Genomic DNA, 19,480 nt, shown 5'->3' with positions numbered 1-19,480 from the left:
GAGAGAGCAGACGATGACACAGGTGACGATGCGTGCCGGGCAGGCACGAGACGGCACGGAGGCTGCGAACCGGTGAACCTCGACACGCGGGAACCGGTGGTGCAGACCCTCGGCGTACTGGAAGCAGCCGCGCTGCTCCGGGAGTTGACCGCCGGGCTGATCTCCCTGACCGACTTTGATGAGGCGCTTCTGGCACTGGTCCGAGTCACCCGGGACGCCGTCGCCGGGGTGCGCTGGTGCGGGTTCACCGCCCTGCGAGCCGGCGAGCCGGCCGGGGTGGCCGCCTCCGACGAGGGGCTGGCCGGGCTGGACGACCTGCGACACGGGCCGGACTCGCCCGCGATGAGCGCGATCCACCGCCGCGAGATGATCCTCGCCGCCGACCTGGCCAGTGAGCCCCGCTGGCCGGCCTGGACGGCACGTGCCCGCGACCTTGGCGTACGCGGGGTGATCTCCGCGCCGGTCGACATCGACGACCAGGTGATCGGCGCGATCAACCTGTACGCCGCCGCGCCGGACCTGCTGACCCCGCAACACCAGTTGACCGCGATGCTGCTCGCCGAACACGCCGGCCTGCTGCTCGCCGCCGTCCGCGACCGTGGCCGGCAACTCACCCTCGCCGGTGAACGGGACGCCTCACTCCTGCAGGACGGGGTGGTGGGCCAGGCCGTCGGCGTGATCATGACGCAGCGCGGGTGCCCGCCGGCCGAGGCCCTCGACGTGCTGCGGACCGCCGCCTCGTCGCTGGACATCCCGCTGCGCGAGGTGGCCGAGCGCCTGGTCCGAACGGTCTCCCGCCAACGCGACAACTGACCCCGGCCGCACCGGCTGTGTCGGCTACTCGGGCCGCCGTTCTGGCCGTCCGGCATCGACGGACGGCGTCGGCGGGCGTGGCCAGGGTGCCCGTTCTCCCTGCTGCCGGCGAGTCGGGCGGCATCGTTTCGCCTCGACCGGCCTCGGGTAGCACTCTGGTCAGGTGAGCTGCGCCGACCCGGGGGAGGACCGATGCAGAGCCGGCTGCGGGTGCAGGGGCACCCGATCCAACCGATGCTGGTGACGTTCCCGCTCGGGCTCTTCGTCAGCGCGACTGTCTTCGATCTCACCGACGTGGTCGGCGGGCCGGCGTTCCTCGGCGAGGTCGGCTACTGGACCGGCGTCGCCGCCCTCGTCGCCGCCGCGCTGACCGCCGTGGCCGGCATGGTCGACCTGTGGGACGTGCCGGTTGACCGGACCCGCCGTACCGCGGTCGCCTTCAACCTGGTGAACGCGGTGATGGCCGCCATGTTCCTGCTCACCTGCCTGGTCCGGTCCCACTCCCCGCAGCGCGGCGCGTCGGTCGCGATCCTGGTCACCGAGCTGGTCGCGCTGGCCGTCGGCGGGGTCGGCGTGCACCTGGGCGCCCGGCTGATGCGTCAGTTCGACGCCCCTCGCACCGAGGCCGGCGGCCTGGACGCACTCGCCAGCTCCACCGGCGAGATCGCCCGCCCCTGACCCGACGGACCCGTCCCTGACCCGACCTGCCGGACGGGCCCGTCCCCGAGCCGACCTGCCGGGCCTGCCAGACGGGCCCGCTCGACCCGTGAGCCGGGCGCCAGGCCTGCCGGCGGGCCTGGCGCGCGGGGCCGGCATCCGTGCGACTGGTCGGTCTACCATCCCCGGATGACCTCCTCTCTGGACACGCTGCCGAAGATCGGCGCGCCCGCCACCCGGGCCCTGCACGGCGCCGGCTACACCGCGCTGCGCCAGCTCGCGGGTGTCCCCCGGGCGGACCTGGCCAAGCTGCACGGCATGGGCCCGAAGGCGCTCGGGATCCTCCAGGCCGCCCTCGAAGAGCACGAGCTAAGCCTCGGCTGAGATCCACCGCGGGCGTCCCGGCAAGGCGGCAATTGGGTTGCCGGTCGGGTGGCCCGGCTACGAGGCTGACCGGCATGACCGCTGAGCGTGACGCCGAGGACTTGATGGCGGAGGCCGCCGCCGCGCCCGTCGATGGTTGGGGCTTCGGCTGGCTGGCCGGCCGGGCCACCGAGGAGCGTCCACCCTGGGGGTACGCCCGACTGGTCGCCGCCCGGATGGCGCACGCCGACGCGGCTCTCGACGTGGACACCGGCGGCGGGGAGGTACTTGCCGAGGTGCCACGTCCACCGAAGCTGCTGACGGCGACCGAGGCGTGGCCGCCGAACGTGGAGGTCGCCCGACGGACCCTGCGTCGGGTCGGCGCGTCGGTGGTCGCGGTCGCGCCGGACGGACTGCTGCCGTTTCGCGGCGCCTCGTTCGACCTGGTGGTCAGCCGGCATCCGGTGCGTACCGACTGGATTCAGACGGCGCGGGTGCTGCGACCGGGCGGAACGTTCCTGTCGCAGCAGATCGGGGCCGGCACCATGCGGGAGCTGAGTGAGGCGATCCTCGGGCCGTTGCCGCCGCCGACCCAGCGACACCCCGAGCACGCGGTCGCCGCCGCCGAAGCCGCTGGCCTGCGGGTGGTCGACCTGCGTCGGGCCACCCTGCGGGCGGAGTTCTTCGACGTGGGCGCGGTGGTCTGGTTTCTGCGCAAGGTGATCTGGACAGTCCCCGGGTTCACGGTCGACCGCTACCGCGAGCAGCTGCGAGACCTCCACCACCGCATCACGAATGAGGGCCCCTTCGTAGCTCACGCCCAACGCTTCCTCATCGAGGCCACCCGCGAAGTCCGGTGACATCGCCGGCCATCCCCGCCAGGACGGCCGGTCATGCGGGGGGAGCTGGGCGCCACCGCCTGGCTGGGCGTGCGCTGACCAGCGTCGACCCGCCCGTTCGGGTTGTCGTCGACATGCCAGGTTATGCCGCGGAGGCGGTGCCGGTTGCGGTAAACGTGGAGGAGGAGGTGTCCGATGACGCTGCCGTACGCGACCTTGCCGGGCGACCTCGACCACCTGATCGCCGACGAGCACGCGGTGGCGAGCCGCCTCTTCGAGCACCTCGAGGCCGGACGCGGTGACCGGCGCACCTTGGTCGACCAGGTGAGTTACGGCCGCGCCCTGCACGCCCACGCCGAGGAGGAGGTGTTGTATCCGGCGCTGGCCGAGATCGGCGCCGCCGGGGACGCCGAGGAGGGGCGGGACGAGCACCAGGCCTCGAAGAGGCTGCTCGTCCTGCTTGACGATGCGGATCCCGGCAGCCGCGAATTCGAGCGGGCGCTGAACAAGCTGATCGGCGGTATCCGGCACCACGTCGAGAAGGAGGAACGGGAGTTCCTGCCGGCGCTGCGTCGGGCGGTGGGCGCGGAGGAGATGGGTCGGCTCGGCGAGCGGTACCTCGCCGCCAAGCGGTCGGTCCCGGCCCGCTCGCATCCCACTGTCCCACCCACCGGACGCCGTCGCAGGGTCATGCACATGGCCGCCGGGTTCATGGACAAGGTACGCGACCGGGTATCCGGCCGCAGCAACGTCCTGTCGACCGACGCCTCCTGTCTGCTCGACACCCAGGCGCAGCGGATCCTCGACACCTGGTCCCGACTGGTACTGGCCCCGTACGAACTCCTCACCCCCGAGCAGGCCCGACAGCAGCCGAGCCTCGCCGACGCGGCGATGGAAATCCTGCAGCAGGACGGGCGGCCGACGGACCCCGAGGAGGTCGGATCGGCAGCGGACGTCACCGTGCCCGGCCCGGGTGGTGATCTGGTCGTACGGGTCTACAAGCCGCTCGGCCAGACCTCCGACCCGGTGCCCGTCGTGATGTGGGTGCATGGTGGCGGTTGGGTCCTGTTCACGAACGACGACTATGACGCGTCCTGCCGCGCCCTGGTCAACCGGACGGGCGCGATCGTGGTGTCGCCGGAGTATCGCAAGGCTCCCGAGCACGTGTTCCCGGCCGCCCACGAGGACGTGTTGGCCACCTACCGGTGGCTCCGGGCCAACGCCACCGGGCTCGGCGGCGACCCGTCACGCATCGCCGTCGGTGGCGAGGGCGTCGGGGCGAACATGGCGGCCGCGACCTGCGGTCAGCTCAAACAGGCAGGTGAGGCACCGCCCGTGGCGCAGGTGCTCGTCTGCCCACTGACCACCACCGCCCAGTACGGCGCGTCCATGCGGGACGCCGCAGACGCCCGGCCGCTGAATCGTCCACTGCTGTCCTGGATGATGATGCACGCCTTCCGTGGCGTGGCCGACAGCCTGAGAGACCCCAGGGTCGATCTGCTTCCGCTCTCCGCGCAGGGCCTCGCCGGTCTGCCGCCGACACTGATCGTCACCACCGACCGCGACGTGCTTCAGAGCCAGGGCGACGAGTGGTGCGGCCGCTTGGAGGCCGCCGGCGTGCGGGCCACGTCGGTCCGTTACGGGGGAGTGATGCACGACTTCTTCGGCCTTGCCGCGGTGCTTGACAAGGCCGCGCACGCCCAGGAGGAGGTCGCCGTGCACCTGCGCCAGGCGTTCGGGGAGGCCCCGGCCACACATCCGTTGGATGGTGCGTCAATGCGAGCGCCCAGGGTCATCGGGTGACCCTGGCTGTCCTGTCGCCGATCGTCCGACTGCTGGCCCCGCCGGCACTTCGGTAAACAGGCGCATCGCGACGCGAGCGTGAGTGATCGCGCAGATCGTGGTCCAGGTCGGTGGCGATGGCAGTGCCACCGAGGCCCGCAGGCTGGCCGCCTAGTGGTGGGTTTGGTGGTGGGTGGCTAGGACGTCGGCGCCGAAGTCGCTGGCGGGGCGGCGCAGCACGGTGTGCGCGTGGTTGCCGTCCGCGGTGGTGTTGTCGTACTCGATCAGCAGGTCGTCGCCCTGCACCCGGTAGTAGTGCCGGCGACCGGGGTGGGTCGGGCCGGCCCAGGCGAAGTGCAGCGCACCGGCGTCCAGTCGAGCCGCCTCCCGGATGGCCAGCTCGGGCGGCAGTCGGTCGAGGTAGAGGGCGACCACCTGGTCGAGCAGCGCGCGGCCGGTCGGTCCCAGCCGCTGCGCCGGTACGCCGAGTGGCTCCAACGGCCCGTCTACCCGACCACGGGTGGCGCTGATGATGTCCGCCGGCGCCTCGTCGGCGATGATCGCGGCGGTTCGTTCGGCCGGGCCGAGCGCGTCGAGCAGGGCTCGGGCCAGGTCCTCCTCGACGCCGAGCGGGCGGGAGACGGGCCGGCCGGCGTAGCGGACCGCGGCCGGGTTGGCGCCGAAGAAGATCGGCGCGGGGGAGACCTGACCGTCCACCACTGTCATGTTCACCGACAGGTGGTGCCCTTCGAGTCGCCACGCCCAGCGGTCGTCGCGCGCCGGGTCGCCGAACACGGCCACCCAGTAGTCGGCGCTGTGTCGCCCGCGCTGCCAGCCCTCGGCCCGGTCCAGCACCTCCTCCAGCGAGATGATCGCCATGGACTGCGCGTACGCCGAGGGGCTGAGCGCGGTGGCCAGCAGCCGGTGCGCGGCCTTGCGGGCGGTGACGTCGAGTTCGGCGAGGCAGACACCCGGTCGGGGTCGGGGCCGGTACTCCAGCCAGCGTCGGGCCGCCTCGTCGTCGAACGAGTGCACGGCGCTGTCGCGGGCGGCGGGGTCGAGCGCGGTCAGCAGCGCGGTGCTGGCGGCCCGCATCTGCTCCGGCAGAGGATCTTCCACCGACCCTGTATACCGGCCGGCCGTGCCGGTGTCAGCCGACGCGCAGCAGCTCCGTCATCTCCGGCAGGTCGAAGAAGTTCGCCGTGTCGATGGCGGAGGGGTTGCCGTGTGCCGGATCCGCGCCGGCGGCGAGGAGCGCGCGGACCGCTTCGGTGCTGCTGCGGAAGACCGCCGCGGCCAACGCGGTCTGCCCCCGGTCGTTGGCCCGGGTGTGGTCGGCGCCGCGGCTGAGCAGGGCGGCCACCGTGTCCGGGTGGGAGTGGTACGCGGCCAGGATGAGCAGCGTGTCGCCCTTGTCGTTGGTGAGGTTGACCGGCAGGCCGGCGTCGATCTGCGCCGCCAGCTCGTCGGTGGCGCCGGCTCGGGCCAGGTCGAACATGCGGTGCGCGAACGCCAGCGTCTCGGCGTCGAGGTCCTCGGTCACCGGTCCAGGTTAGTCGTACCGGTCCTGATAGGTTGCTCGGCCGGCGTGCTGGGGGAGGGGCCCGATGGGTGAGACGGTGTACGTGGGCAACGCGGGTGTCGACGGCGCCACCAACGCCGGTTGGCTGCTCGGGCACTTCGCGCCGCCGGGGGAGGTCCGACACAGCACCGACGTCGAGGTGAAGTGGGGCGTGCACCCACCCGGGCAGGCCCGGTCGCGGTGGGCGACAGGCGAGCTGCGGACCACTCTGCTCGTCCTCGTCGAGGGGTGTTTCCGGGTGGAGTTGCCGGACCGGACGGTACGGCTGGCCGCGCCGGGCGACTACGTGGTGTGGGCCCGGGGGGTGGACCACTCCTGGTTCGCCGAGCGCGCGTCGGTGGTGTTGACCGTGCGTTGGCCGTCGCTGCCGGGCTACCGGGCGGACCCGCCGGTGCTGCGCTGATCCACCCGTACGGCTGACCTGCGTCCCAACAGGCGGAATTACCTACTAAACCTATAGGCTTTGCCGTCTAGAGTACGAGAGCACCCCGCCGAACGACCCGCGAGGAACCGTCATGACGCACCACCGTCCGGAGCCCGACCTGCTCACCGTCGCCGCCGGTTGGGCCGACCCGGCCGGCTGGCCGGTGGCGCTGTGTTTCGACCCGGGCGAGCGCTGGTACGCCCGCCTCGCCGTCAGCGACGAGCACGAGGTGTGGGCGCTGAGCTGGCTGCCCGGGCAGGGCACCGACCTGCACGACCACGGCGGCTCCTCCGGCGCGTTCCGGGTGGTCAGCGGCACGCTCACCGAGGAGACGGTGAGCGCCGGCCGACTACGTCCCCGACTGCTGCCCGCCGGCGCCGGCCGCCGCTTCGGCCCCCGGCACGTGCACCAGGTGACCAACCGGGGCGTGGAGCCGGCTGTCAGCGTGCACGTCTACCGGCCGGCGCTGCTGCGGATGACCCGCTACCACCTCCTGGACGGGCGGCTACGGGTCGCCGAGGTCGCCGAGGCCGGCCGGTCCTGGTAGCCGCCCGCACCGAGATCCCCTGTCACCGGAAGGAACCGAGAGATGCAGATAACCGCCGAGCACTGTCCCGCCCCCGTGCCGCCGCCGGGCTCCCGGGGCATCGACGAGATCCTGGCCGCCGCGCGGGCCCGGCTGCACCGGCTGGACCCGGAGCGGGCGCACCTCGCGTACCGGACCGGAGCGCTGCTGGTCGACATCCGCCCGGCCGCGCAACGGGCCGCGCACGGCATGGTGCCGGGCTCGCTCGTCGTCGAGCGCAACGTGCTGGAGTGGCGCTTCGACCCGCGCTGCCCGGCCCGGCTGCCGCAGGCCGTCGACTACGACGTACCGGTGGTGATCCTCTGCCAGGAGGGCTACACCTCGTCGCTGGCCGCCGCCGCGTTGCAGGACGTCGGCCTGCACCGGGCCACCGACGTGGTCGGCGGGTTCGCGGCCTGGCGGATCGCCGGCCTGCCGGCCCTCGGCCCGACCCCGCTGCACCGATCCTCTCCCCTCGCGTCCCCGGTCAACGCCGGCTGGGCGCGCCACTGACCGCCACGCCACACCCGGCGTGGCGGCCGCACCGCCACTCAGGAGGCACCATGTCCGTCGTCGCCATCCCCACGCGCCGCCACCCGGGGGTGCGCCCGGCCCGTCCGCGCACCAGCCCGACCCTGACCATCACCCTCGACCTCGTGCCCGGGCCGCTGAGCCCCCGGCTGGCCCGGCTGGTGCAGCTGCTCGGCGAGCTGGCCGAATCGGGAGAGGGCCAACTGCGCGCGGTGGAGGACACCGCGTCGGCGCCGCGACCGGCCGCACGCCCCGTCGCCGCCGAGCCGCCCGCCGCGACGGCGGACCACGTCCGCATCCTGGCCGGCTCGCGGATGGTCCGCCAGGGCGACCGGGTCATTCCGCTGACCCGCATCGAGTACGAGCTGCTGCTGTTCCTGGCCGAGCGGCCCCGTCGGGTGTTCACCCGCCTGCAACTGCTCTCCAGCGTCTGGGGCTACGAGCACGCGGTGGCCCGGACGGTGGACGTGCACGTCCGCCGGCTGCGCGCCAAGCTGGCCGGCTCGGAGGTGGTCACCACCGTCTACGGGGTCGGTTACCGGCTGGCCGACGAGGCCCCGATCAGCGTGGACCACAGCAGCTGAGCCGGGGTCCGGCGGCCATGTGACCGGCCTGGTGAACCGGTCGGGGACCCCCGTATCGGGGCATCTCGGCGACTCTGCTGTAATCATCAGGCCTCGTACGCAGAGCGAGCATCTGGCTCCGATGTGTTCGTCAATTGTCACATTCATGCAACGCAGCCGCCTCTTGACCCTCGCCCAGGCGCCGGGAAGCATCGATGAAGCGGCGTCCCGGGCCGTGGGGAGATACCCGGACCAGCCCAAGGAGGACCATGTCGGTCAGCCCCGCCTCGTCGCGCGCCGGATGGCATACGTCCCAACCCGCGGTGCCCGGTCGACCTCCCGGCGGCCAGCGTCGCCCGGCGAACACCGCCGCGCCCGTGCTCACCGTGACGCTGTCCATCCCGCTGGCCTGTGAGGAGTCGCTGACCCCGGCGGCACGTCGGCTGCTGGAGGCCGCTCGGGAGATGCTGGAGCGGGGCGAGGGCGTGATCGTCGGCTCGGTCCCGGCCGAACGGCGCCCCGACCAGGCGCCGACCGGCCGGTCGCCGGCCCGTCCGATCAGCCCGACCATTCCCGCCCTGCACATCCTCGCCTCGTCGCGTTCGGTGCTGCGCGACGAGGAGCCGCTGCCGCTGACCCGGCTGGAGTTCGACCTGCTGCTGCACCTGGTCGCCCACCCGCGTCGGGTGTTCACCCGGCTGCAACTGCTCAACGCCGTCTGGGGCTACGAGCACGCCGGCGTCCGCACCGTCGACGTGCACGTACGTCGGCTGCGCGGCAAGGTCGGGGTGGACGTCCCGTTGGTTACCACCGTCTACGGCGTGGGCTACCGGCTCGCCGACGACGCCCGGGTCACCATCGACCGCTCCGGCTGACCGGCGGCACCGACGCGCCCGGCGCGGGGCAGGATGGTCCGGTGCGCATCCGTCCCATCTCGCCCGACCTGCTCGTGACCGAGCTGACCGGTCGGCTGGCCGACGCGGCGACCCGTGCCGCGAGCGCCGCCGCCGGGCCCGCGCGACTGCGGGTGGCCGTGGACGGCGCCCCCGCCGCCGGCGCCGACGAACTGGCCGCCGCACTCGTCGACCCGCTGCGCGCCCAGGGCCGCCCGGTGCTGCACGTCCGCGCCACCGACTTCCTCCGCCCCGCGTCGCTCCGTTTCGAGCTGGGACGCACCAACCCGGACTCCTTCTATGAGGGCTGGGTCGACGAGGCCGGACTACGCCGGGAGGTCCTCGACCCGGCCGGTCCGGGCGGCACCGGCCGGCTCCTCCCGTCGCTCTGGGACGCCGACGCCGACCGGGCCAGCCGCGCCCGCTACGTCGACCTGGCACCCGGTGGTGTCGTCCTGGTCAGCGGTTCGCTGCTGCTCGGCGGCGCCCTGCCCTTCGACGTGACCGTCCACCTGGAGCTGTCGTCGGCGGCGCTGCGCCGACGGACCGAACCAGCCCAGCAGTGGGCGTTGCCGGCCTTCGACCGGTACGCCGAGGAGGTCGTTCCGGCGAGCTTCGCCGACGTCGTGGTACGCGCCGACGACCCCCGCCGACCGGCGCTCGTGGAGCCGGGCGGAAACGACTGACAACAACCGAAAACTTGTCGGTTTGCGCGACTGATCCGGCGGGTACTCGCCCGGCTCACAGAGCGCGGGTGATCGCCCGCGTACCGAACGCGACCGTGACCGGGGCCCCGCGCCGCCGGCACCCGGTTCACCTTGAGCCACAGGCCCAGGAAAGGCAGGCAGCGATGCTCGTCCACGACACGGTCGGTACGACCCGGTCCCAGACGGAGATCGACCAGATCCGACAGTCGCTCCAGGCGCGTTACGACGAGCTGACCGCGGAGTACGACCAGGCGGTGCTCCAGAGCCAGGTGCTGCGGCTGGTGGAGGTCGGCGACACCGCCGGCGACGACCAGGCCGACAGCGGCACCAAGACGGCCGAGCGGGACACCGCCCAGTCCCTGCTGCGCACCATCCTCGACCGCCGCGGCCAGTACGAGCACGCGCTCGGCCGGCTCGAGGAGGGCACCTACGGCTGGTGCGAGGGCTGCTCGGCGGCGATCCCGGTGGAGCGGCTGGAGATCTTCCCATCCGCCACCACGTGCGTGACGTGCAAGCAGACTCGCGAGCGGCGGGCGGCCTGAGCCACGCCAGCGGTTGCCGGTCGGTCCGCGACGCGGTGGACTTCCACCATGGGTGACATCCTGGTGGGCACCGCGTCCTGGACCGACCGCACACTGCTGGACTCGGGGTGGTATCCGCAGACCGCCGACACCCCGGAGAAACGGCTGGCCTACTACGCCCGGCAGTTCCCGCTTGTCGAAGTGGACGCCACCTACTACTCGCCGCCCGCCGAGGCGACCGCCCGGCTGTGGGCCGAGCGCACCCCGGCCGGCTTCACCTTCAACGTCAAGGCGTTCAGCCTGCTGACCGGGCACCCCACCCGGGTCAGCGCGCTCTACAAGGACCTGCGCCCGGAGACCGAGAAGAAGAACGTCTACCCCGACGACCTGCCCGCGCAGTCGTACGAGGAGGTGTGGACGCGCTTCCTGTCCGCGCTGGACCCGCTGGTCGAGGCCGGCAAGCTGGGCGCGCTGCTGTTCCAGTTCCCGCCCTGGTTCACCATCAAGCGGGCCAACAAGCAGTACCTGCTGGAGGTGGCGAAGCGCTGCGCGCCGCTGCGCCCGGTGTACGAGTTCCGGCACGCCTCCTGGTTCGACGGCGACAACGCCGACGAGACCCTGGCCTTCCTGCGCGAGCACAAACTCCCGTACGTCTGCGTGGACATGCCGCAGGGCCACCGCTCGTCGCTGCCCCCGGTGCTGGCCGCCACCGCGGACCTCGCGGTCATGCGCTTCCACGGGCACAGCGACAAGTGGACAAGCAAGGACATCCACGAGAAGTTCGGCTACCACTACTCCAAGCGGGAGTTGGCCGACTGGGCGCCGAAGCTGCGCGAGCTGGCCGACGAGGCCGGGCAGACCCACGTGCTGATGAACAACTGTTACCGCGACTACGCGCAGACCAATGCGAAGACCCTCGCGGGTCTCCTCGACGCCGGCTGACCTCACCCGATCCGGGTGGGGCCGGCTCACCCGCTCGGCAGGGATGGTGGACGCGGTGGGTACGGCCGCCCGCGGACGGCCGACGCCGGAGACGACACGGAGGTGACGGGGATGACGGTTCGATTGGTGACGGATCGACGGCGTGGTGCCGTCCTGCACGTGGTCGGTACGGCCGACAACGCCCGGCGCGCCCCGCAGGGCAGCCCGGTACGGGCCCGCCGTGGCCCGGTGGGGCCGCCGCGCCGCGCCGACGACCGACGGTGGGACAGCACGGAACGGGGGTCGACCGATGGCTGACACGATGATCTCAGCGTTCGAGTCCTCGCTGGACAAGACGAACCTCATTCTCAAGGACATCGAGAATGCCTACGGTTGGCCGAAGGATCGGCGTAACCAGTCGTACGCGGCCCTGCGCACGGTGCTGCACCTGCTGCGCGACCGGCTGCCGGTGGACGAGAGCGTGGAGTTCGCCCAGCAGTTGCCGGTGCTGGTCCGGGGGATCTACTTCGACGGCTGGGTGCCGTCCGACGTGCCGATCAAGCTCAACCGCGACGACTTCCTCTACGAGGTCCGGCAGGGCTTCCCGTACGACGCGGAGGGTGGCCCGGAGCGGGTGACGCAGGTGGTGCTGGACACGCTGCGCCGTCACGTCACCCAGGGTGAGTGGCAGGACGTGAAGGACACCATGCCCAAGGACCTCGCCATGATGATGCCGTGACGGCCTGACGCCGTGAGCCCGCCCGACCACTGTCGGGCGGGCTCAGTCGTCGCCGCCGGTCGCCTGCTCGGCGGTGGGCACCCGCGACACGGGGTGCCCGGCCCGACGGGCCAGCGCGGCGAACGCCACGGCGTCCACGATCGCCGCGCCGCCCGGATCGTTGTTGAAATAGACGTACGCCGGCTCGTCCGCGCCGAAGGTGTCGGTCAGCCGGCCCACCCAGGACCGCAGCGCGGCCCGACCGTAGCGGGGCCACGGCCGCGCCCGCCCCTCGTGCAGCCGCAGGTACCCGAAGTCGGTGGTGCGCCAGCGGGGGGCGACCGGGCGGCCCAGCCGGTCCGCCCAGACCAGCGCGGCCCGACGCCGTTCCAGCACCGCCCGGGTGTCGTCGGTCCACCAGGAGGGGTGCCGGGGCTCGACCGCGACCCGCACCTCCGCCGGGAACAGTCGCAGCGTCGCGTCCAGCGCCTCCACGTCCGCCCGCAGGTTCGGTGGCAGTTGCAGCAGCACCGGGCCGAGCCGGTCACCGAGCGCGGTGGCGCGGCCGAGGAACCGGGCCACCGGCTCCGCCGGGTCGCGCAGCCGCTTGATGTGCGTGAGGTATCGGCTCATCTTCACCGCCACGCAGAAGTCCCCAGGGGTCCGGGCCCGCCAGGCGGCGAAAGTTTCCCGCTCGGGCAGCCGGTAGAAGGCGTTGTTGACCTCGACCGTGGCGAACCCCGCCGCGAAGTGCTCCAGCCAGAGCCGCTGCGGCAGCCGCTGCGGGTAGAAGCGGCCCCGCCAGTCTTTGTACTGCCAGCCGGACGTGCCCACCAGGATCACCACCCCATCCTGGCACTCTCCGCCGCCGCTCGCGAACTGCCCGTGTCGCCCCGGTTCGGCGTCTACGGTGAGGGTTAGAGAAGATCGCGCGTGGGGTACCACCCGCAGCACGACGGACCCCGGCGCACGGCGGGGCGGCACACCCGAGGGAGTACCGATGGCACTCAACGATGACGACATGCAGACCAGTGGCGGCGGCGGCGTGGAGGGCCCGGCCGACGGTGGCGCGACCCCCGGTCAGCACGACGGTGGCGCCGATGGCGGCGCGGAGGGCCCCGCTGACGGCGGTGCCACCCCGGGCCAGCACGACGGCGGCGCGGACGGCAGCGCGGAGGGTCCCGCCGACGGCGGTGCCACTCCCGGCCAGCACGACGGTGGCGCCGACGGCGGCGCGGAGGGTCCCGCCGACGGTGGCGCCACTCCGGGTCAGCAGGACGGTGGCGCTGACGGCAGCGCCCGGTAGCGGCACGCCATGACGTACCTCGACCCGCCGGGCGGCCACCACAGCCGCCCGGCGGTTCCGTCCGCCGACGCCGCCGCGGCGCTGGCCCGCTGCGTCTCGGTCGAACCGGCCAAGTTCGCCGCCGCGCACTGGGGGCACACCCCGCTGCTGTCCCGCGCCGCCGAACTGCCCGACCCGGCCGGCTTCACCGACCTGCTCAGCCCCGCCGACGCCGACGAGCTGCTGAGTCGGCGCGGTCTGCGTACCCCGTTCCTGCGCATCGCCAAGGACGGCCAGTTGGTCGCGGCGGCGCGCTGGACCGGCGGCGGCGGCGCGGGCGCCGAGATCGGCGACCAGGTGCTCGACGAGCGGGTCCTGGAGCAGTACGCGGCCGGGGCCACCCTGGTGCTGCAGGGTCTGCACCGGATCTGGCCGCCGCTGATCGACTTCGCCCGGGATCTGGGCCTGGCGCTCAACCAGCCGCTGCAGATCAACGCCTACCTGACCCCGGCCGGCAGTCAGGGCTTCGCCACCCACTACGACACCCACGACGTGTTCGTGCTCCAGGTCGACGGGCGCAAGCACTGGCGGATCCACCCACCGGTGCTGCCCGACCCCCTCGAGAAGCAGCCGTGGGGTGGCCGTGCCGATGAGGTCGGTGCCACCGCCCAGGGCCCGGCCGCGCTGGACGTGGTGCTCGCCCCCGGTGACGCCCTCTACCTGCCCAGGGGATGGCTGCACAGCGCGCAGGCGCAGGACGCCAGCTCGCTGCACCTGACCGTGGGCATCCGCGCGCTCACCCGCTACGCCCTGGTCGAGGAGTTGTTGGCGCTGGCCGCCGAGGACCAGCGGCTGCGAGCCAGCCTGCCGTTCGGCACCGACGTCGCCGACCCGGACGCCATCGAGCCGGAGCTGACCGAGACCGTGGAGGCGTTGCGGGACTGGCTGCTGCGCGCCGACCCGGGCGCCGTCGCCGCGCGACTGCGGCAGCGCGCCTGGCCGGCCGCCCGCCCGGCGCCCATCCGACCGCTCGCCCAGGCCGACGCGTTGGCCACCCTGGACGCCGACTCCCGGGTCACCCTGCGGCCCGGCCTGCGCTGGCAGCTGGTGCCAAACAATGCGGACACGGTGGCGCTGCGGCTCTTCGACCGCACCATCACCCTGCCGGCGAGCTGCGAGCCGGCCGCCCGCGCCCTGCTCGACGGCACTGTCACCCGGGTCGGTGACCTGCCCGGCCTGCCCGACGACGCCGACCGCGTCACCCTGGCCCGCCGCCTGCTCCGCGAGGCGGTCCTCGTCCCGGCCTGAGCCGGCGGCGCGCCGACCGTCCCGGCGGGTGGCCAGCGCGATCTTGCACTTTCTGTGGCTGATTCGTCCGCTCCTGCGCCTTGTGTCGCCGCAGAAACTGCAAGATCGACGGGGTTGGGGGTGGGGTCGGCCCTCGTGGGTCAGTGGCCGAGGATCAGCAGCAGCACTGTGGTCAGCAGACCGGCGCCTAGGACCACGGTGATCGGTCGGGGGCCGAGCACCGCGTGTCGGCGGTCGGCCAGCACCCGGGCCGGCACCAGGCCGACCAGGGGGCCGAGCAGCGTCACCACCAGCGCCAGCACCGGTAGCCCGACCGCCAGGTCACCGCCGTAGCCGACGCCGAGCGCGCGGGCCCCGGCACCCAGCCCGTACGCGAGCACGCCGCCGGCCACCCCGCAGAGCGCCAGCAGCGGGTTGACCGAGCCCGGCAGCTCACCCGGCTGCCCGGCCCGGTCGAGCAGGTCACGGGCCTTGGCGAGCAGCAGCACGGGGTCGGTGGCCCCGACGCCGTTCGCCGGTGCGGGCGGGCCGCCGAGGCGGCGGGCACCGAGGCGCGAGCGGACCTGCTGCCACAGGTGCGCCACCTCGGCGTCGACCCGTTCCTGCTGCTCACGGGCGGCGACCAGCTCCTCCTCGGCGCTCTGGAGCTGCTCGGCCGCGTCGGCGACGGCCCGCTCGGCGGCGGCGCACTGCCGCTCGTGCCAGGTGTGCGCCTCGGCGCGCTGCTCGCGCACCCGAGCGGTGAGGTCGGCCAGCCGCCGCAGCTGCGCCGCGTACGTCTCGCTGGTCACCGGTTCGTTCATCGTCTGGGTCCATAGGGGATGATCACCTGGCCGGTGCGGTGGACCGCCCGGTCGAAGAAGAGCCCCCGCCAGGGGCGGGGATACCAGTCCGGGCCGCCGGTGCCCGGGTAGAGCGAGGAGCCCAGCTCGTCGCCGTGCGCGTCCAGGGCCACCCAGGCGCCGATCTGGTCGGTACGGGCGCCCGGCCCACCCAGGTCGGCGCGCATCCGGGCCACACCCCGCCACCAGGCCAGCACGTGCGTGCGTCGTTCCGGCCCGTCGTGCATGATCCGGCGCAGCTGTTCCAGCCCGGTGCGCCGACCCACGCGGGCGGCCAGCGCACCCGCTGCCGCGTCGACAGCGAACAGCAGCAGGTAGTGCGGGCTGCCCGGGCCGGTGAGCCCGTCGGCCGTCTCGGCCATCAGCTCACCGACGGTCTCCTCGTCGTACCAGGCGGCGTCGTCGGCCAGGTCCTCGTAGAGGGCGCGGGCGATCGGGTCGGCGTCCGGGTCGAGGCAGGCGATGGAGAACCGGGCGGTGCCCGGCGGGTGCTGACGGGCCAGCGACCGGGCCGCCGCGTCCAGCACCGCGCACGCCTCGTCGACGCGGGTGCCGAGCACCGCGAGGTTGCGGCCCGGGGCACGCGGCAGCCGCAGCGACGCCGAGCGGGACTGCACGTCGATGATCTCGCCCAGCAGGGCCACCGGGTTGCGCGGCGCGGTCCCGTCCGGGGGTACGGCGAGCGCCCGGAAGTCCGGGGCGTCCGCCAGTCGGGGGATCGCGTCGCCGTCGAAGAGCCGGGCGGGCGCCGCGTCGGGGGCGCGCATCCGCCACAGCCGGTGCTGCAACCCGCTCCAGGTCTCCCAGTCGCTGGCCGACGGGATGCGGGCGACCTCGTTGCCCTCCACCATGCCCGACTCGGCGTTGACCACCGCGTGCCAGCGCGGCAGCGACTGCGCCGCGTCGTTGCGCTCGGCGAGGATGCGAAGCGCCTTGGGCAACGCGATGCGCAGGGTGAACTGGGCCACCAGCGCCGGGCGGCCCCACAGCGCCTCGATGCCCCGCACGTCCTGCGAGGCGAGGACCAGGTGGATGCCCTGGGACCGGCCGCGCCGGGCCAGGTCCTCCAGCAGGTCGGCCGCCTCCCGGGCGACCACGTCCCGGCCGGCCAGCAACATCTGGAACTCGTCCACCACGGCGACGATGCGTGGCCAGTGCCCGGTCGGGTCGACCGCCCGCAGCTCGGCCAGCTTGGTCACCTCGTGTTTCTTGGCCGCGTCGGCGCGTCGGCGCAACTCCTCGGCGAGGAAGCGCAGCAGCGCCAGCCCGAACTCCCGGTCGGTGTTGACGTTGATGCCGACCAGCCGCATGTGCGGCAGCCAACTCGGGTCGCGCCGGCCCTGCGCGAACCGCGCGAAGGAGACCCCCTCCTTGAAGTCCAGCAGGTAGAACTCCAGCTCGGCGGGGGAGTAGCGGGCCGCCAGGGCACCGATCCACGCGAAGATCAGGTTGGTCTTGCCGGTGCCGGACGGCCCGCCGATCAGCGCGTGCGGTGGATAGTCGCCAAGCGTCAACCGCACCGGCCGGCCGTGCGGGCCCTCACCGATCGGCGCGGTCAGCCCGTCGGCGGAGTCCTCCCGCCACATCAGCTCGGGCGGGGGCAGCAGGTCGGTGAAGGGGGTCGGCGGCGGGCCGGCGTTCACCCGGGCGGCGACGTCCCGGCACGTCTCGGTGACAAGCGTCGCCGGTGGCGGTGGGTCCAGCCGGACCGGAAGCCCGGCCGAACCGCCGATCCGCGCGCCGGACACCCCGGCCACCACCCGGGTCACCGTCGGATCCTCCGGCAACGGCACGCCATGCACCACCAGGTGTACGCCGCAGGCCGCACCGGCCCGCACCACCCGGTCCAGTTGCCCGCGCTCGTGCCGGTTCAGCTCCTCACCACCGAGCAGCACCGCCACCCGCCACGGCTCGGGTCGTCGGCCGGTCGCCGCGGCCAGTTCGCGCAGTGACGCGTACTCGCCGGCGAGGACCGTCTCGTTGATCCGGCGGATCTGCTCCACCAGGTCGTCGAGCAGTGCGCCCAGCCCGCCCGGGCCGACGAAGGTCAGCAACCCCGCCGTGCCCAACGGGGAGAACCCGGCCAGCCCACCGCCGAGCTGGTCCGGGTCGTACCCGATCAGTCGTACCGCCCCGGGGTCGGCGCGGCCGACGGCCCGCAGCAGCAACGCGGACACCACCGCGTCGCAGCCGGCGCGATCGTCCCCGGAGAGGTGGACGTGCCCGGCGTCGAGCAGCGGCACCAGCGCGGGCACCGGATCGACGCCCTCGATCCGGACCGTGCCGACCCGCAGCGCCCCGGGCGGCTCGGCCCGGCGGGCGGGCGTCGGCGCCCACCCCGCCCAGTCGGCCCCCGCGCAGCCGGGCGCCTCCTGCCGGGCCGCGTCGGCGGCCCGCCGGGCCAGCTCCGCGATCCGGGTGGAGTAGCGGGCGTCGATCTCGGCGATGCGGCGGTCCCGTTGGGCGCCCACCCGCTCCGGTACGGCGGCCGCCGCCCGCTGGACCCGGGCCAGTCGTTCCCGCCCGGCGGTCAGGTCCGCCTGGGCCGCGGACAGCCGGGTACGGGTGGCGCCCAACGCCTCGGCGAGGGTGTCCCGGACCCGGCTGGCCAGCTGACCGCGCCGGTCAGCCATCGGAGCCCCGACGCGTCGGCGCGTCCCGCCAGGGGCTGCCCGAGCGCGGAGGCAGCCCACCGGCGCGCGGCGGCGGCCCATCCGAGCGCGGCGGCAGCCCACCGGAGCGCTGCGCGGCAGCGCTGCCCGGCCGCTGCACCGCACCCGCAGCGCGGGGAACCGCGCCCGCCGGCCGCCCGCTAACGCCCGGTTGCCCCGCGCCGGCCGGTTGCCCGGCTCGCGTCGGTTGCCCGGCCCGCGCCGGTTGCCCCGCGCCCGTTGATTGCCCGGCCCGCGTCTGTTGCTCCGCGGCCACCGGTTCGCTGGCGCCCGCCGGTTCTCTCGGGCCGCCGGCCGGCAGGTCCCGGCCGAGGCGGGCGAGCAGCAGCCCGGTCGCCACCCCGGCGGTCACCGCGGAGTCGGCGGCGTGCGGTGGCTCCCCGGAGGCTCGCGGCGGCGGCATCCGGCAGACCCGGGTCAGCAGCGTCTCCAGCACCGGTGGCGGCAGGCCGGGCAGCAGATCGCGGACGCGCCCGTCCAACTCGCCGCGCAGCCGCCCGAGGTCGGTGGCGCGGGGCGGGTGCCCGAGCAGCTCACCGGCCAGCTCGCGCAGCAGCGGTGGTGCCAGCGCCGCCATGCCCAGCCCCACGTCGGCCGGGGCCCGGCGTAGCTCCTTACGGAGCCGGTCCCGGTCGCCGGAGCGAACGCCACCCACCACTCGGCGCAGCAACTCCTGGGAGTCGTCCACCCGCTCGTCGGGTTCGTCGTCGGTGCCCTCGCGCCCGCCGGTCAGCTCGGCCACCCGCACCGACCACCAGCGGCGCATCCGCACCTGCTCGGCCGGCTCCGGCGCGACCGCGGTGGGCCCGGACGCCGGTGGCGTGTCGTGTCGGGGAGCGCGTTGCTCGGGGCGGGGGGCCGGGGCGCCGTCCGCGCCGAGCCCGATCGCCGTGAGATAGGCCGACAGTTGTTCCTGGGCCACCCGCAGCGCGTAGCCGGCGCTCTCGGCGTGCTCGGTCGCGGCGGACAGCTCGGGCACCCCCATCGGGTTGGCCGACTCCTGTCGTACCCAGCGCAGGCGCTCCGCGGCCAGGCCGAACTTCTCCAGCGCCTGCCCGAGCAGGGCCACCGGGAACTCCTCGGTGGCGGCACGGACCTGCCCGCCGACATCCTCGATGATGGACATGGCGGCCTACAGGGTGGAGACGTAGAGCTGTGCCTGCTCCACCGCGACAAGCGTCGCGGCGAGACACTCCTCCAGCTCCTGGCTGGCCTGGGTCAGCGACGCCTGGGCCGCCTCGACCGTCTCGTGCCCGCTGCCCTCCAGCGCGCCGGCCAGGGTCTGCTGTGCCTCGGACAGCTTCTCGCCGGCCGCCTGCACGGCTGTCTGCCCGTCCCCGATCTGTTGGAGGGCGACATCGATGGCAGCCTTCAACTCGGCGACGCTCGCCACGGCGGAACCTCCTGGGGGCGGGGAGATCTCCATTAGAGCCTATCGGCGGTCCCGAAAGAACATCCGCCCTGTCGGTGTTCCTGCCCGCCTGTCCGGAAGGC

The 19,480-nt window shown here is 73.9% G+C and carries 24 protein-coding genes; 17 read left to right on the top strand and 7 right to left on the bottom strand.

The features are described 5' to 3' along the window. Positions 1 to 72: 72 nt before the first annotated feature. The 5 genes from ACFYL6_RS10435 (at position 73) to ACFYL6_RS10415 (ending at position 4,475) form a co-directional block, all read left to right on the top strand. Positions 73 to 813: a GAF and ANTAR domain-containing protein gene (locus ACFYL6_RS10435; protein ID WP_387169931.1), complete on the top strand. Its 741-nt coding sequence runs from the start codon at positions 73 to 75 to the stop codon at positions 811 to 813. A gap of 192 nt (positions 814 to 1,005) precedes the next feature. Next, complete coding sequence (locus tag ACFYL6_RS10430) at positions 1,006 to 1,491, top strand: DUF2231 domain-containing protein (RefSeq protein ID WP_387169930.1); 486 nt, start codon at positions 1,006 to 1,008, stop codon at positions 1,489 to 1,491. 168 nt (positions 1,492 to 1,659) lie between these two features. Further along, positions 1,660 to 1,854: a DNA-binding protein gene (locus ACFYL6_RS10425; RefSeq protein ID WP_387169928.1), complete on the top strand. Its 195-nt coding sequence runs from the start codon at positions 1,660 to 1,662 to the stop codon at positions 1,852 to 1,854. A 74-nt stretch (positions 1,855 to 1,928) separates the two neighbouring features. Then, a complete protein-coding gene (locus tag ACFYL6_RS10420) occupies positions 1,929 to 2,693 on the top strand; it encodes a class I SAM-dependent methyltransferase (protein ID WP_387169926.1) in 765 nt (254 codons plus the stop codon). A 174-nt stretch (positions 2,694 to 2,867) separates the two neighbouring features. After that, positions 2,868 to 4,475: an alpha/beta hydrolase fold domain-containing protein gene (locus ACFYL6_RS10415; protein ID WP_387169925.1), complete on the top strand. Its 1,608-nt coding sequence runs from the start codon at positions 2,868 to 2,870 to the stop codon at positions 4,473 to 4,475. Positions 4,476 to 4,625: 150 nt separating this feature from the next. Here ACFYL6_RS10415 and ACFYL6_RS10410 read toward each other — a convergent pair whose 3' ends face one another. Together ACFYL6_RS10410 and ACFYL6_RS10405 are read right to left on the bottom strand one after the other, a co-directional pair. Then, the gene (locus tag ACFYL6_RS10410; RefSeq protein WP_387169923.1) at positions 4,626 to 5,573 is read right to left on the bottom strand and encodes a DUF3500 domain-containing protein; all 948 of its coding nucleotides are present in this window, start codon (positions 5,571 to 5,573) and stop codon (positions 4,626 to 4,628) included. A 31-nt stretch (positions 5,574 to 5,604) separates the two neighbouring features. Beyond that, positions 5,605 to 5,997 carry an ankyrin repeat domain-containing protein gene (locus tag ACFYL6_RS10405; RefSeq protein WP_387169921.1) on the bottom strand — a complete coding sequence of 131 codons (393 nt, stop codon included), beginning with the start codon at positions 5,995 to 5,997 and terminating at the stop codon, positions 5,605 to 5,607. A 64-nt stretch (positions 5,998 to 6,061) separates the two neighbouring features. On the opposite strand from ACFYL6_RS10405, the gene ACFYL6_RS10400 reads away from it, so the two are divergent. The 10 genes from ACFYL6_RS10400 to ACFYL6_RS10355 all read left to right on the top strand — a co-directional run bounded on the left by ACFYL6_RS10400 (position 6,062) and on the right by ACFYL6_RS10355 (position 11,900). Next, positions 6,062 to 6,439, top strand: a complete 378-nt coding sequence (locus ACFYL6_RS10400) for a signal peptidase I (RefSeq protein ID WP_387169919.1) — start codon at positions 6,062 to 6,064, stop codon at positions 6,437 to 6,439. Positions 6,440 to 6,551: 112 nt separating this feature from the next. After that, a complete protein-coding gene (locus ACFYL6_RS10395; protein ID WP_387169917.1) occupies positions 6,552 to 7,007 on the top strand; it encodes a cysteine dioxygenase in 456 nt (151 codons plus the stop codon). A gap of 42 nt (positions 7,008 to 7,049) precedes the next feature. Beyond that, positions 7,050 to 7,538, top strand: coding sequence for a rhodanese-like domain-containing protein (locus ACFYL6_RS10390; RefSeq protein WP_387169915.1), 489 nt, complete (start codon positions 7,050 to 7,052; stop codon positions 7,536 to 7,538). Positions 7,539 to 7,588: 50 nt separating this feature from the next. Beyond that, on the top strand, positions 7,589 to 8,140 hold the full coding sequence (locus tag ACFYL6_RS10385; protein ID WP_387169913.1) for a winged helix-turn-helix domain-containing protein: 552 nt from the start codon (positions 7,589 to 7,591) through the stop codon (positions 8,138 to 8,140). Between the two features lie 248 nt (positions 8,141 to 8,388). Further along, positions 8,389 to 8,994, top strand: coding sequence for a winged helix-turn-helix domain-containing protein (locus tag ACFYL6_RS10380; protein WP_387169911.1), 606 nt, complete (start codon positions 8,389 to 8,391; stop codon positions 8,992 to 8,994). A 41-nt stretch (positions 8,995 to 9,035) separates the two neighbouring features. Beyond that, positions 9,036 to 9,698 carry a uridine kinase gene (locus ACFYL6_RS10375; protein ID WP_387169909.1) on the top strand — a complete coding sequence of 221 codons (663 nt, stop codon included), beginning with the start codon at positions 9,036 to 9,038 and terminating at the stop codon, positions 9,696 to 9,698. Positions 9,699 to 9,862: 164 nt separating this feature from the next. After that, a complete protein-coding gene (locus ACFYL6_RS10370) occupies positions 9,863 to 10,261 on the top strand; it encodes a TraR/DksA C4-type zinc finger protein (RefSeq protein ID WP_238659536.1) in 399 nt (132 codons plus the stop codon). Between the two features lie 48 nt (positions 10,262 to 10,309). Then, the gene (locus tag ACFYL6_RS10365) at positions 10,310 to 11,182 is read left to right on the top strand and encodes a DUF72 domain-containing protein (protein ID WP_387169907.1); all 873 of its coding nucleotides are present in this window, start codon (positions 10,310 to 10,312) and stop codon (positions 11,180 to 11,182) included. Positions 11,183 to 11,293: 111 nt separating this feature from the next. Continuing rightward, positions 11,294 to 11,479 carry a hypothetical protein gene (locus ACFYL6_RS10360; RefSeq protein WP_238659534.1) on the top strand — a complete coding sequence of 62 codons (186 nt, stop codon included), beginning with the start codon at positions 11,294 to 11,296 and terminating at the stop codon, positions 11,477 to 11,479. Then, the gene (locus ACFYL6_RS10355) at positions 11,472 to 11,900 is read left to right on the top strand and encodes a DUF2267 domain-containing protein (protein ID WP_387169905.1); all 429 of its coding nucleotides are present in this window, start codon (positions 11,472 to 11,474) and stop codon (positions 11,898 to 11,900) included. Before ACFYL6_RS10360 ends, ACFYL6_RS10355 begins: the two co-directional genes overlap by 8 nt. A 42-nt stretch (positions 11,901 to 11,942) precedes the next feature. Here ACFYL6_RS10355 and ACFYL6_RS10350 read toward each other — a convergent pair whose 3' ends face one another. Next, positions 11,943 to 12,722 carry a DUF72 domain-containing protein gene (locus tag ACFYL6_RS10350; RefSeq protein WP_387169903.1) on the bottom strand — a complete coding sequence of 260 codons (780 nt, stop codon included), beginning with the start codon at positions 12,720 to 12,722 and terminating at the stop codon, positions 11,943 to 11,945. A 157-nt stretch (positions 12,723 to 12,879) separates the two neighbouring features. On the opposite strand from ACFYL6_RS10350, the gene ACFYL6_RS10345 reads away from it, so the two are divergent. Beyond that, positions 12,880 to 13,185: a hypothetical protein gene (locus ACFYL6_RS10345; RefSeq protein WP_387169901.1), complete on the top strand. Its 306-nt coding sequence runs from the start codon at positions 12,880 to 12,882 to the stop codon at positions 13,183 to 13,185. Positions 13,186 to 13,194: 9 nt separating this feature from the next. Then, entirely contained in the window at positions 13,195 to 14,472 is a 1,278-nt protein-coding gene (locus ACFYL6_RS10340; protein WP_387169899.1) for a cupin domain-containing protein, read from the top strand. A gap of 140 nt (positions 14,473 to 14,612) precedes the next feature. Here ACFYL6_RS10340 and ACFYL6_RS10335 read toward each other — a convergent pair whose 3' ends face one another. Genes ACFYL6_RS10335 through ACFYL6_RS10320 form a run of 4 tightly spaced genes read right to left on the bottom strand, consistent with a single transcriptional unit; the run spans position 14,613 to position 19,379 of the window. After that, the gene (locus ACFYL6_RS10335) at positions 14,613 to 15,275 is read right to left on the bottom strand and encodes a hypothetical protein (RefSeq protein ID WP_387169897.1); all 663 of its coding nucleotides are present in this window, start codon (positions 15,273 to 15,275) and stop codon (positions 14,613 to 14,615) included. After that, the gene (locus tag ACFYL6_RS10330; RefSeq protein ID WP_387169895.1) at positions 15,272 to 17,947 is read right to left on the bottom strand and encodes an FtsK/SpoIIIE domain-containing protein; all 2,676 of its coding nucleotides are present in this window, start codon (positions 17,945 to 17,947) and stop codon (positions 15,272 to 15,274) included. The genes ACFYL6_RS10335 and ACFYL6_RS10330 overlap by 4 nt, the downstream gene beginning before the upstream one ends. After that, a complete protein-coding gene (locus ACFYL6_RS10325; RefSeq protein ID WP_387169893.1) occupies positions 17,940 to 19,112 on the bottom strand; it encodes a hypothetical protein in 1,173 nt (390 codons plus the stop codon). Before ACFYL6_RS10325 ends, ACFYL6_RS10330 begins: the two co-directional genes overlap by 8 nt. Positions 19,113 to 19,118: 6 nt before the next feature. Beyond that, positions 19,119 to 19,379: a hypothetical protein gene (locus ACFYL6_RS10320; RefSeq protein WP_030332749.1), complete on the bottom strand. Its 261-nt coding sequence runs from the start codon at positions 19,377 to 19,379 to the stop codon at positions 19,119 to 19,121. Between the last annotated feature and the right edge of the window lie 101 nt (positions 19,380 to 19,480).

Source organism: Micromonospora sp. NPDC007208 (assembly GCF_042869175.1).
Lineage (GTDB): Bacteria > Actinomycetota > Actinomycetes > Mycobacteriales > Micromonosporaceae > Micromonospora > Micromonospora foliorum.
This window is presented reverse-complemented; position numbering and strand designations above follow the sequence as displayed.

Coding starts and splice junctions, on each gene's coding strand:
- ACFYL6_RS10430 (WP_387169930.1), top strand. CDS start 1,006: ATGCAGAGCCGGCTGCGGGTGCAGGGGCACCCGATCCAACCGATGCTG.
- ACFYL6_RS10425 (WP_387169928.1), top strand. CDS start 1,660: ATGACCTCCTCTCTGGACACGCTGCCGAAGATCGGCGCGCCCGCCACC.
- ACFYL6_RS10420 (WP_387169926.1), top strand. CDS start 1,929: ATGACCGCTGAGCGTGACGCCGAGGACTTGATGGCGGAGGCCGCCGCC.
- ACFYL6_RS10415 (WP_387169925.1), top strand. CDS start 2,868: ATGACGCTGCCGTACGCGACCTTGCCGGGCGACCTCGACCACCTGATC.
- ACFYL6_RS10400 (WP_387169919.1), top strand. CDS start 6,062: ATGGGTGAGACGGTGTACGTGGGCAACGCGGGTGTCGACGGCGCCACC.
- ACFYL6_RS10395 (WP_387169917.1), top strand. CDS start 6,552: ATGACGCACCACCGTCCGGAGCCCGACCTGCTCACCGTCGCCGCCGGT.
- ACFYL6_RS10390 (WP_387169915.1), top strand. CDS start 7,050: ATGCAGATAACCGCCGAGCACTGTCCCGCCCCCGTGCCGCCGCCGGGC.
- ACFYL6_RS10385 (WP_387169913.1), top strand. CDS start 7,589: ATGTCCGTCGTCGCCATCCCCACGCGCCGCCACCCGGGGGTGCGCCCG.
- ACFYL6_RS10380 (WP_387169911.1), top strand. CDS start 8,389: ATGTCGGTCAGCCCCGCCTCGTCGCGCGCCGGATGGCATACGTCCCAA.
- ACFYL6_RS10370 (WP_238659536.1), top strand. CDS start 9,863: ATGCTCGTCCACGACACGGTCGGTACGACCCGGTCCCAGACGGAGATC.
- ACFYL6_RS10365 (WP_387169907.1), top strand. CDS start 10,310: ATGGGTGACATCCTGGTGGGCACCGCGTCCTGGACCGACCGCACACTG.
- ACFYL6_RS10360 (WP_238659534.1), top strand. CDS start 11,294: ATGACGGTTCGATTGGTGACGGATCGACGGCGTGGTGCCGTCCTGCAC.
- ACFYL6_RS10355 (WP_387169905.1), top strand. CDS start 11,472: ATGGCTGACACGATGATCTCAGCGTTCGAGTCCTCGCTGGACAAGACG.
- ACFYL6_RS10345 (WP_387169901.1), top strand. CDS start 12,880: ATGGCACTCAACGATGACGACATGCAGACCAGTGGCGGCGGCGGCGTG.
- ACFYL6_RS10340 (WP_387169899.1), top strand. CDS start 13,195: ATGACGTACCTCGACCCGCCGGGCGGCCACCACAGCCGCCCGGCGGTT.
- ACFYL6_RS10335 (WP_387169897.1), bottom strand. CDS start 15,275: ATGAACGAACCGGTGACCAGCGAGACGTACGCGGCGCAGCTGCGGCGG.
- ACFYL6_RS10330 (WP_387169895.1), bottom strand. CDS start 17,947: ATGGCTGACCGGCGCGGTCAGCTGGCCAGCCGGGTCCGGGACACCCTC.
- ACFYL6_RS10325 (WP_387169893.1), bottom strand. CDS start 19,112: ATGTCCATCATCGAGGATGTCGGCGGGCAGGTCCGTGCCGCCACCGAG.